Annotated in this window: 12 protein-coding genes and 1 pseudogene; 3 read left to right on the top strand and 10 right to left on the bottom strand. The window is 54.6% G+C overall.

Annotation, left to right across the window (positions count from 1 at the left end; all coding sequences use genetic code 11):
- Positions 1-3 precede the first annotated feature (3 nt).
- The 5 genes from BSZ32_RS03395 to BSZ32_RS03370 all read right to left on the bottom strand — a co-directional run bounded on the left by BSZ32_RS03395 (position 4) and on the right by BSZ32_RS03370 (position 2244).
- On the bottom strand, positions 4-657 hold the full coding sequence (locus tag BSZ32_RS03395) for a metallophosphoesterase (RefSeq protein WP_165788612.1): 654 nt from the start codon (positions 655-657) through the stop codon (positions 4-6).
- A 270-nt stretch (positions 658-927) separates the two neighbouring features.
- Positions 928-1371: a hypothetical protein gene (locus BSZ32_RS03385; RefSeq protein WP_105042119.1), complete on the bottom strand. Its 444-nt coding sequence runs from the start codon at positions 1369-1371 to the stop codon at positions 928-930.
- Positions 1372-1445: 74 nt separating this feature from the next.
- Complete coding sequence (locus BSZ32_RS20520) at positions 1446-1541, bottom strand: PEP-CTERM sorting domain-containing protein (protein WP_425500441.1); 96 nt, start codon at positions 1539-1541, stop codon at positions 1446-1448.
- Entirely contained in the window at positions 1541-1768 is a 228-nt protein-coding gene (locus tag BSZ32_RS03375; RefSeq protein ID WP_105042117.1) for a LamG-like jellyroll fold domain-containing protein, read from the bottom strand. Before BSZ32_RS03375 ends, BSZ32_RS20520 begins: the two co-directional genes overlap by 1 nt.
- A complete protein-coding gene (locus tag BSZ32_RS03370) occupies positions 1765-2244 on the bottom strand; it encodes a hypothetical protein (protein WP_105042116.1) in 480 nt (159 codons plus the stop codon). Before BSZ32_RS03370 ends, BSZ32_RS03375 begins: the two co-directional genes overlap by 4 nt.
- Before the next feature lie 287 nt (positions 2245-2531).
- Between BSZ32_RS03370 and BSZ32_RS20515 the strand changes: the two are divergent.
- From BSZ32_RS20515 to BSZ32_RS03355, 3 genes and pseudogenes are all read left to right on the top strand, one after another.
- Positions 2532-2741 (top strand): annotated as a pseudogene (locus BSZ32_RS20515) (sigma factor); the annotation flags it as partial.
- 47 nt (positions 2742-2788) lie between these two features.
- Complete coding sequence (locus BSZ32_RS19600) at positions 2789-3070, top strand: hypothetical protein (protein ID WP_240610554.1); 282 nt, start codon at positions 2789-2791, stop codon at positions 3068-3070.
- Positions 3067-4491, top strand: a complete 1425-nt coding sequence (locus tag BSZ32_RS03355) for an anti-sigma factor family protein (protein WP_129589573.1) — start codon at positions 3067-3069, stop codon at positions 4489-4491. Before BSZ32_RS19600 ends, BSZ32_RS03355 begins: the two co-directional genes overlap by 4 nt.
- A 66-nt stretch (positions 4492-4557) precedes the next feature.
- On the opposite strand, the gene BSZ32_RS03350 is transcribed toward BSZ32_RS03355, so the two are convergent.
- The 5 genes from BSZ32_RS03350 to BSZ32_RS03330 all read right to left on the bottom strand — a co-directional run.
- Positions 4558-4767, bottom strand: coding sequence for a hypothetical protein (locus BSZ32_RS03350; protein ID WP_105042112.1), 210 nt, complete (start codon positions 4765-4767; stop codon positions 4558-4560).
- A gap of 63 nt (positions 4768-4830) precedes the next feature.
- Positions 4831-5259, bottom strand: a complete 429-nt coding sequence (locus BSZ32_RS03345) for a sialate O-acetylesterase (protein WP_206018704.1) — start codon at positions 5257-5259, stop codon at positions 4831-4833.
- 84 nt (positions 5260-5343) lie between these two features.
- Positions 5344-5712 (bottom strand): hypothetical protein, encoded by a 369-nt coding sequence (locus tag BSZ32_RS03340; RefSeq protein WP_129589572.1) that lies wholly within the window; start codon positions 5710-5712, stop codon positions 5344-5346.
- Between the two features lie 22 nt (positions 5713-5734).
- Positions 5735-8227 carry a PKD domain-containing protein gene (locus BSZ32_RS03335; RefSeq protein WP_105042109.1) on the bottom strand — a complete coding sequence of 831 codons (2493 nt, stop codon included), beginning with the start codon at positions 8225-8227 and terminating at the stop codon, positions 5735-5737.
- On the bottom strand, positions 8224-10486 hold a 2263-nt coding region (locus tag BSZ32_RS03330; protein ID WP_165788611.1), incomplete at its 5' end, for an InlB B-repeat-containing protein. The genes BSZ32_RS03330 and BSZ32_RS03335, both read right to left, overlap by 4 nt.

Below are 10486 nucleotides of genomic sequence, written 5' to 3'. Positions count from 1 at the left end.
GGGTTAATAGTAGTTTTGAGCCACGGTGTATTCAGGCAGGCTGGGATCGAAGTCGAGATAACGCCAATCCGCCATGATCGTGATGAAGCGAAATCCCTTATGCCGGAAGCTAAAGTAAGGCTGCTGATCGAATCCAAATTTCCTAAAGACGCTATACGGCTTTTTCATCCCATCCGTATCGGCATTGGGCACGTAGAACTCGTGATTGCCGAGCACGTGATACCGGGGAATATTGAGCTGGTTCCAAGCCGCAAGGATAGCGTCGGCATTCGACCAGTCGTGAGTGCCACTAGCAGTTCCTGGAGGAGGGTTTCCATAGTCAATATCATCAAAATCGATCATGTCTCCAAGCACCACACCCCAATCCAGGTTTCGCTGATTGTACTGTGTCACAGCGTGGGTGAGTCGATTCACCCCTTCCTCGGGTTCGCGACCACCTCCGCGCCATCCGACGGGAACATCCGCGTACTGAGGGTCTGCCACAGCGGCAATTGAGAAGGATCCCCCCTCCCCAACAACGACTCTAATGGTCTGGCTCGCCGTAGCGCCATTGCTATGGTTTACTAACAGAATGAAACCTTGCGCTTGGTTCACCAAAACCGTCAATGGCGACTGCCCAGATACGTCTTGTCCATTGAGCGCTGACGGTGCAGGCATTGGTAACTGACCACGTGAAGGTGACCTGCCCCGGCTCATTGATCGTTGTAGCCGATATCGAGAAATTCGAAATCGTCGGCTGCTCTGCTGTCGTGCCTATTTCAAGGTTATCAAAATTTCTTACAGCACCTCCGTATGCTTCGACTCCTACATACAGAGAATCAACCGCAGCCGTCTGGGTAATCGTAATGGTATCCAGAATGTCAATCCCGCTCCCAGTGTCGTATCCGACTCTATACTGTGTAGCGCTATCCCGGTAAATAGAGATCGTCATGTCGCCGGTCCACCCCGCAGGGGAGCCCGCATAAGATGTAGTTGTTGCCGCTCCATCACGATAAACCCGACTTTCGAACGTGCCGTTGAGGCAAGAACAAAGCGTATCCCGTCCTCGCTCCCTGTATTGGGTCCACGGTCGGTTGTGGATGCAGTCAGGAAAAAGTCTTTGACCGTGCCCGCAGGAACCGTGACCCGCACAAATTCACCCACCTCAAGCCGAGCTGTTTTGTGAAAGACATCGTGGGTGTTCGAACCCGCTGGACTCAGATTGAGTGTCCCACCTGAAATCGTAAACATACCGCCTGAACCGTGTGTATCCGTGGCTTTATAATCTGATGATGTATCAAGGCTAAAATCATCAAGAAAGCTTGCTGCGGATAGAGCACTGGCAAAAGCTAGCAGCACAGCGATACAGAGAGAGGGAGTGGAGCGGATCATAGGATGAGGCTGAAGTAAAACTGCCCAGCCCGATTCCCCTGTCCGGGGGATGAGCTGGGCAGTATGAATTTTTTCTATTTCGATGCCAGATTACTTGCGGCGGCGGAGGATGAGGCGAGTCCACCGAGGCCGAGTAGGGCGGTGGTGGATGGTTCTGGCACGGCGGTGATCAGCCATCGACTTCCGATTGGTTGAGAACGCCGTGGAAGAACGAGACGTCATCCATGGCCCCAGCAAAACCACTGCCGGAGTTGCCGGCACTAAGAACGAATGGGGCGCCGCCCTGTATGCTGCCGCCGCCGGGCGTGGTGAGGGTCTCCTGCACTCCGTCGATCCACGCGGTGACCGCGCCGTTGTCAAAGCTGAAAGCGACATGATGCCACGTGTCACGTGTCACGTGTCACGGGAAATCGTGAGCGTCGTACTTAGTGTGGTAAATCCGGGGTCATTCACTCGAAAAGCGAGCGTGGACGTCGTGGCATTACCAGACCCAAACGCGATATTGTAGGCTCCTCCGCCGTACGAGCGGGTGAGCGCTCTTGCGTATTGGTCGGTTGAGGAGTTGTAATTCATCCACATCGCGATCGAAAACTTGCCGTCGTCCGCGCCGGCTGTCGGAATGCTGAGATTGCTATCGGGTGTGGCGACCGACGCATTGCCGCCAGAAGTTGTGACGAGCAGGGCGTCGCGTCCGGCGAGCGTGCCCAGCGATGAGCCGGTGTTCAGCGTAAGATCATTCGATCCAACACCGTCGTTGGCGTTGCCCTCGAAATCGTACGCCGCAGTTAGAGTGGCTGCGTGGGACATGCTAGGCATCAGTAATGCTGTGGCAATGAGGGCTGATCGCGTTGTGGTTTTAATAGTTTTGTTCATCTGTTTTCTTTCTGTTGTTTGTATTAGTGGTTATTGCTTATGGTAAATATGAGCCTGAGGGTGCCGTTTGATGGTGAAAAACGTCATCGAGAATGACAACTTCGCTAAGTAACGGAAATCTGGTGCTGAATGTGAGCAGATTTCTTGAACTTTTTTCTGCCGATGATCTGAATTCACCGGGCTATCGAGATTTGGCTATTGGTTTTTATGGCGTTGCAGGATAATTTCTGCTCACATTGGCGGGAGATTCTCCGTAGTGTAGGTAGTACTCATTATAAACTAGAGAAGTGAAGCATCGTCCACCACAACAAGAAGCCGTATTCATTGGTGAAATAACCCGTATTCAGTCGCAACTACGGGCGTACATTATCTCCCTGATGCCGGGTGCGAGTGGAGCTGAGGACGTTCTGCAGGAGACCAATCTGGTGTTGTGGGAAAAGCGTGCGAAGTTCGAGCAGGGAACGAACTTTCGTGCTTGGGTATGTGCGATTGCGCGTTTGGAGGTCAGGCGCACCGGCGCCAGATGTACCGGCTGGGAACCACGATGCTGGATGAAGACCTGGCGGATCAGTTGGCGGCGCCATTGCAGAGCGATGAGGAAAGACCCGAGGAGCACCTCCAGATTCTGGAGCACTGCCTTACGCGCCTGCGTGAGTCGGAGCGCGAGTTGGTCGAGCATCGCTACTTTTCAAAAGGGACACTAGACGAGTTCTCCGCGACCAGTGGACGCTCCAGCGAAACCCTGCGCAACAGCCTCTGCCGCATCCGTGCGGCGCTGAGAAAGTGTGTCAAAGATAAACTCGCGATCAGCGATGCCCGCATATGAACCGACGTGAACTAGAAATGCAGTTGCAAGACCTGCTGGAAGGAGAGCTAGAAGCATCGGCCCTAGATGGTCTGCAGCAAGAATTACGAGAGAACCCAGAAGCGCGGGAGCTCTACCGTGAATATGTGCGTTTGCATAATGCGCTTCAAATCCGCAGCGAAGACGTGGATTTACTCAGAGTCGTGCCGATGGATCAAGTCGTCGAGAGAAGTCAGCGGCGAGTTCTGCGGCGAGTTCTGCGGAATTCCGGTATGGCTGCCGCTGCTATGTTGATGATCGGGGCCTTGATGATGATAAAGATCTGCATTTATGAGCCACCTGTTTTGGTTTTCATCACGAGTCCGGGGTCGGAATTTAGCTTGAGTGGCGTGGATGGTGAAGATTCACCAGATGGAATGGCGATTGAGGTGGGGACGCGCCGACAGGTTCAATGCGGCACGGTGGAACTTAATTTTGGTTCTGGAGTCCGCGGGATAATACGGGGGCCGGATGATCTCACGCTACACCGCAAGGATCTGCTCCACATGAACCGTGGAACTGGCCGGTTTGAGGTGCCCGAGAAGGCGGTCGGGTTCATGGTGAGCACGCCGGATCTCGTGCTCACTGATCTAGCTACTGTGTTTGGAATCCTGACTCAGCCGAATTTTCTCGATGAGGTGCATGTCTTCACGGGCAAGGTGGAGGTCTTGAATCGCTACGGATTAAAGAACAAACAACTGATCGTGGCGGACGAGGCATGGGTTGCCGGACCAGCTGGGCGATGGACAGAGACTCCGCTGCTGCGGGATCCCTTTCACACGGAACTACCTAAAAGCGCACCTGCTGCGGCGACGGTGCTCTTTAAGGATGATTTTGAAACCGACACCTCGGGCGACTACACGTCCATCGACTACGACCGCGGAGGTGCGATCAAAGGTGGGTTCGCTATCGACTCAGCAGGCAGCGGGGTCCTCGAGATTCGAGCCAGCTCCGCCGCTCAGCTTGTGCACCGTAGCTCCACTCTCGGGGGAAATGAATGTTTTAAGACTGAGTGGCTGACACAGGTCGTGGCACTACGACAAAGCTCAAGTGCACCTTCCTCCTCGCAAATTCTAACCGACGATCCCAGCAAGAAACGGTCTAGCGTCCGCTTACGGGTGGATGCTGGCGTTTTCGAAATTGATTTTGCCCGCGATTTCAAAGGATCCTACGAGTGGTTCAATAACTCGCCGTACACAGCACCTGAGACGTTCTGGGTGGTGCGGGTCAGTGAGACTGAATTTTGCTGGTATCGCGGAGCGTCCGAGCAAGAGCAAGTGAAGATCGCGGAGTTCACGTTCGATTCTGATCCAGGGCAGTTATTTGTTGGCCTTCAAGCCTATATGGTGACGGCTCGTTTCGATAATCTATCGGTAGTCGAGTCGCCTGATTCCTCAGAATAACGACAGGTTAGCGCCACCATCAGTGGAATGCGGTAATCACAGGAATAGACCTTATATCGATGTCACTTAGTCTGTCTCATAGTCCCGAGTGTGTCTCATAGTCCCGAGTGAGGAGGAGAAAGGGGGTTGACCGGCCTCGGCCAGCTTAGTATTCAGCGCGACGATTTCATCGCTGGAGATCGAGCCCGCCTTATCCTGTGCCATCGCAGGCAACGACCATACGCATACGCTGGCTAGGACGAGTAAGGCGGTAATGATTCGAGAAATTTTGTTCATGGTAGCAAGTTCGTTCAATGTTACGTCGGGTAATGGTTTATTCTTACCGGTTTGAGCTGGCGTCTATGGTTTGGTGATCAGCTCGATGGCTTTGTCGGCGAATCGCTGGCCAAGGATGACGGCTCCTTCTTCAGGGAAATGGATGTCACCGTCGGGTTTGTTGGCATCGCCGCCGTTGAGATCATCCGTATCGATCCAGGCATTGCCCGGGGTCTTGCCCAGCTTGACCTGAGTCTCCCTGACACTGCGCCAGTGATCGTTGTCTGGTCGGCTTCGGGCGTAGTCGTTGATGCGGGCGATCACAAACTGCAGGTCATCGCGACCCAGATCCTTTTTGAGTTTATTCACCAATTTAATAAAGCTTTCTTCGTAGACCTCGGAGAGGCGGTTGTTGGCGTCTGACTCGCCCTGCATCCAGATGAAGCTGACGGTATCGAAGGATTGATCTTTGGCGGCGGCCAATGCGGTCTCGATCAAGGGCTTGTATTCCATACCATTGGAAGTCATCTTCTTGTCGGTTAGACCGCGACCGGTGGGCTGGCGGTAATCGGCGACCCAGAATCGGATACCGCGGCCCTATTTCTGGCGCATCACGACGACGACGTTTTCCTTGCCAAAATGCTTTGCAACACGAGCTGCGAATGCTCCCTTGACCGTGCCGGTCATGTTCGATTGACCTGAGAGGATAAACAAATGTTTGCCTGTCTTTTGATCGTCCGCGCATGCCTGGGCAACAAAGGCCAATGCCAATGCAAGAGCCAAGCCGATTTGCAGCTGGCGTTGAAACTTAAAGTTTTGTCTTCGTTGATAGAACATGGGATTGCTAGGAATTTGCTTTTTGGGTGAGGTGGTCGAGAGCATCATGCGAGGAGGAGAAAGGGGGTTGTTACGTCTTTCGGAAGTTATTTGATCCGATTTCCCCTGCCGCAGGTCTTCCAGCGGCAAGGGAGATGATTTTGATTCTAGGTTACTCCTCGCCTACCAAGCGTCCGAAGAGCTTGTCTCCTCCGTCAGCCACGGACGAGTCGATGGTGGCCGTGACGGTTTTAGTCGTCGGAGTACCAGCAGGTCCCGCAACAACCACGTAGCTCACGTCCCCACCTGCATCGTTGCCATCGGCATCAGGCACCTCGGTTACCGTGTCCGTCCAAGACACGAGGTCTTTGCTGTACGAGACCTTCAGTGCCGCCGTGCCGCGGTCGGTCGTTGGCAGGCAGTTGAAGGTCATCACCAGGTTGCCGCTGCCGTCGGCAGTGGGCACTGGAAGCAGCCCCTGTGCATCGACCGTCGGGGTGGCCGCTCCAAGTAGGAAGGCCAGGCCGTTAGAGACTCCGTCGCCGTTGGCGTCGTCGCCGCTCAATTCACCGCCGGTCGCCCAGGCGTCGTAGTTTGCCAACGGGGCCGGGGGCATCACTGTGATGGTGATTTCATCAAAGCTTTGGTCGTATCCGTCGTCGGCGGTCAGGCGGAGAACGTATGTTCCGGCTTCAGTAAAGGTCGCAGTGGTATCAACGGCGGATGCATCTCCGAAAGTTACATCCCCGGCCCCAGCGCCACCTACCCTTGTCCAGGTAGTAGTCGGGATTTGTTCGGCATCGGTAACGGTGCCATCGAGGTTTGCGACAGCCTGATTGGCCACGGCGGAAACGGCGTTCTGGTTAATGCGCAGGAAGCTGCCATCGCCGGGATCCGTCAGGATCTGCCAGGCCGTCCCGCCGGCGGGGTCATAGCCGATGCCGATTTCTCCGCCCACCGGGCCGCTGCCGCCCCCGCCATTGGAGATACGGATCTCGATGGTGTGCCAGCCGGGTGCCAGGTTCAAGTTTGCTGTCTGGGTGCGAGTGTTCCAGGCATCATTGGAGAGCACCAGATTGCCATCAATCCAGATGCGCGCTTTATCATCAATGTATTCGGTGAAGCTGATTTGGCCGTCAGCATCGAAGATGTTGCCGGTGTAGATTTCGGTAGTGCTGCCCGCAATCGAGTTTTCCGTCCTGCTGGAGACATCAACCAGGATTTCTGTTTCCGGGTTGGGGGTCGATTCATTGATGTCGCCTGAAGCCGTTCCGTAATAGAGGCCTGGTATGGTGGTCACGGTTTGCAAATAGACGGTTTGATCCGGGGTGTTGATGGTCACCGTGGGAGGCGTGTTGGGCGAGGTCGCCTGCACCGTCAGAGGCTCCGACAGCGCGTAGTAAGACAAGGTGTCACTGGTGTTATTCGTGAAGATTTCCCAAACGCGCCCGGAGGTGTTTGCATTTGCGGCGCCCCTGGTGAACGTCGTGTTGTCCGTGGTATTACCCAGCGGATTGCTATCACTTCCATTAGATTTCGCTCCAGTCGCGACGTCGATGCCGTCATTTGCATTCGGATTAACTGTCTGGTTGCCAAATTGATCGAGGAAGGGCGAGTAGCGCACGGAACCCGTGCGCACGTTGCTATCGCTATCAAACGGGTTGCTCCAACCGTTCCAGATGTCCGCGTTGTTTCTGGCGATGCAGGTCGTTCCATCTATCGCGTAAACAGGGAAACCAGCACCGCCAATGCCAGAACCGCCCGAGAGATCGGCCGTATCTGTATTATCCTTAACATTCACCTTAGCGGAGAGTGCCTCGGTAGTGCTGCTATTTAGATTCACGGAAACCATCGCTTTCCAAGTCGTGCCCACGAGGGTCGCATTTGCGTGGGCTTCGGCTGTGACGTAGGTGTTGTAGTCGGCGGGGTCATTTGAGGTTGCGTTGCGTGTGCCCGTAGAGCCCACCGTATGGAATGCGAGGCGGTATTGGTCACCGACTTGCCAGGGGTTGCCGGTGTTGGGATTGATGCCCCCGTTGGCGGTCAGATTCAGAATGCCGAGTTCGCCCACCAGGTTCGCGAAAGCGATGATGTCATTGTCGGGACTCGCCGAGGCCGGGACCAGGGCGTTCGCCGCAGGGTCCTCCAGAGTGGCGGTCGAAACGATCTGCAGTTGAAGGAGTCCCACCCCGGTGGTGGTGACCGCGACCTCGAACACGGCAGGGTTCCCGGTGGTGCCCACGCTGTCCACGGTGATCGTGGCGGGGCCGTTCAGCGAGGGATTGTTCTCGAAGTCGGCGGTGTCGACCGTCGAGGCATTCATGGCCTCGCTGAAGGTCACGGTGTAGGTCACGGGGTAGGTCACCGGATCACCCACAGTGATCGGACCGCCTCCGACATCATCGCCAAAGGAAATCAAGGTCGGCGCGGTGGTGTCAGGTGCTCCCGTGGTCAGGGCCATCGCCACTTCGGAGGGTGGCCCAATGTTGCCCGAGCTGTCGCGCATTGTGACGGTGTAGCTGTAGGTGGTATCGAGGGTGAGCCCGTCGTCGGTGTAGGTTGCACTGACCTGCCAACCACTGCTGGTGCCTCCGGAATTGCCGGAGGTCTCACTGAAGCTGTACTCGACCGAAAGGGAGGGATCGCTGCGGGTCGTGGCCGTCATGCTGATGGCTGTATCGCTGTCCGCTGCAGGGGCTGAGGCAAACGAAACGGTATTCGGGTCTGGCGCTTGGGGGGCATGTCCTTGAATCGGTGCCCCTCGGGGAGATTGTCTTCCATTAACCATTTCCACGCCAGGTAGCCTTCCATCTTCAAGCGGTCTTCGGGCTCCAGCGAGCCAGTGACGACGACCTCACTGATATCGTAGGCCGTGTAACCTCTGCCGATGATGACATCAGAAGCCGTGTCACCATACGTCCCTGAATGTGCACCAGACCACCCACTGACCACATTATACATTTCGGTGTATGTGGTCGCATCTATTCCTATGGACAGGAGCAGTGGCGAGCCGGCCCCGGGAAAGATGCCCTTTCTGAAGGTTGACACCTCAGCCGAACCATCACCCACATATCGGTTGTTAAAGTATCCGCCTGTGTCCCAGCGTCCTTTAAATGGTGCTGCTTTTCCGTCCTTGAGTCTTAGAAAAGGAAATTTGTCACCATAGGCGTAAGCGTGTTTCTTGAGCACCATATACACATTTATGCCTGATGAGAACGTATTGCTTGGGATTTCGGCGATCATTTCGTCTGCCGTTGCAAACTCCAGAGTCGGCGACCCATTGAAACTGTCCGTACTGTATGTGGGTTGACTAGCCGGGTCTGGTACGGCATGCCTGCCATACCCGCTCTTGTCATGCCAGCTGGTCGCCGAGTCACCCGACATGACCACGGTCGCCGTATCAGCGGCATCGAGCCACAGTTCGGTTGAGGGGAGGTGCAGTGGTGACCAGTTCGCGTCGCTCCACTGGGTTGCCTTTCTTAGCACAAAAGAGGCGGTTAGGGTCACGTTAGAAGAAACTGACAATTCCTGACGTGTCGCATTGGTGCTTCCGTCGCTCCACTGGTCAAAGGTGTACGTCGTATTATCTGGTACGGCGGTGACGGACGTACCATTACTTCCTGAAAGAATAAATTGGGTCGTATCGCCTGAGATGCTTCCGCCCATACCAGCGGAGTAATGAATGATGCTGGCGTCGGAGTTATACCACTGAGCGTATAGCGTTATGTCACTGGTGATGTAGAAGGTCTGGCCTGAGGTGTAAGTGGTCCCCGTCCCGTTTGCAGCTGTATTCCAGCCGGCGAAGGTGAAGCTATCCTTGCTTAGACTGCCCGTATTTCCCAAAACCGTAACCACCTCACCCGGATGGAACTCCTCTATGATGCTAACGGGAACCGCACCACTATCAGCCCCGTTGTCATCGTAGCTGAGTCTGTGTGGAGGGTTAATCATTTCGATGATCACATTGTCGTAGCTTGCACTGCTCGAATCCCCATGAATACGGAATCCAAGAGCTTTTCCGATTTCGGTCGCATGACTATCAGGGTCCGCTGTAAATTCGAACGAAACGGTCTTAAACGTGCGATCCCGTGGAGCATCACCGCTGCGTGAAGCTAAGACAGTCCCTGTATTTTGACCAGACGTATCACGAAATGGGTCAAATGCCATCAATTCTACACTATAGTGAGTTCCGAAGTAACCGGGTTCATCATTATCGAGATCTACCACAACATCAAAGGAAAACCTGTAGGTCGCGCCCGCCTCAAGTACTCCTAGGGCGCCCTCAGTAGTAGTGAGCTTCTGTTCTGACCAAAATGCGTAGGCTTGATGATTTGGGTCTGGCGCAGAAAATGCATTGCCGTCTTTGTTGACAATTCCATGTGAATCATTCGGAGACCTCACCCACTTGCCATTATCAGGGGACGATCCTGCGCCGTAACCAGATACGACCGGGCTTTCAAAATCTTCTTGAATGAGCGTATGAAATGGAGACCAGTGGGCGTAAAGAACCGTATCTGCGGTGACATCCCAGTTATTGGCACTCTGCATTTGGTAGGTGTAGTACTGGGTGCCCTCGCCAAACGTTTCGCTAAAGTAGCCGCGAAATAGATAGCCCGTGCGGGTTGGCACTGTTGCCAAAGGCATAGCCTTGCCATAGATGGCGGTGGCGGTGGTCGCCCCCCCTTCACCCCCCTGTTGATCAAAGCTTAGGTGATAGGTATTAAGCGCATAGGTAGCTGTGATCGTGGTTGCATAACCAGGCATACTATAGTTGTCACTCGCCGTAAGATCGGAAATGATTTTACCATCCGATGAAATCCATTTGTCAAAATGGTAATTCTCCGCAGGTGAGTCTGCGGTGATGGCAACATCCGTGCCAGGGACATAGGATCCATTTCCCGATCCATTTACTACGGTCAAGGGG

Origin of the sequence: Rubritalea profundi (assembly GCF_002954445.1) — a bacterium.
GTDB lineage: Bacteria > Verrucomicrobiota > Verrucomicrobiia > Verrucomicrobiales > Akkermansiaceae > Rubritalea > Rubritalea profundi.
The sequence above is the reverse complement of the archived record's forward strand: the minus strand, read 5'-3'. Positions and strand labels throughout refer to the sequence as shown.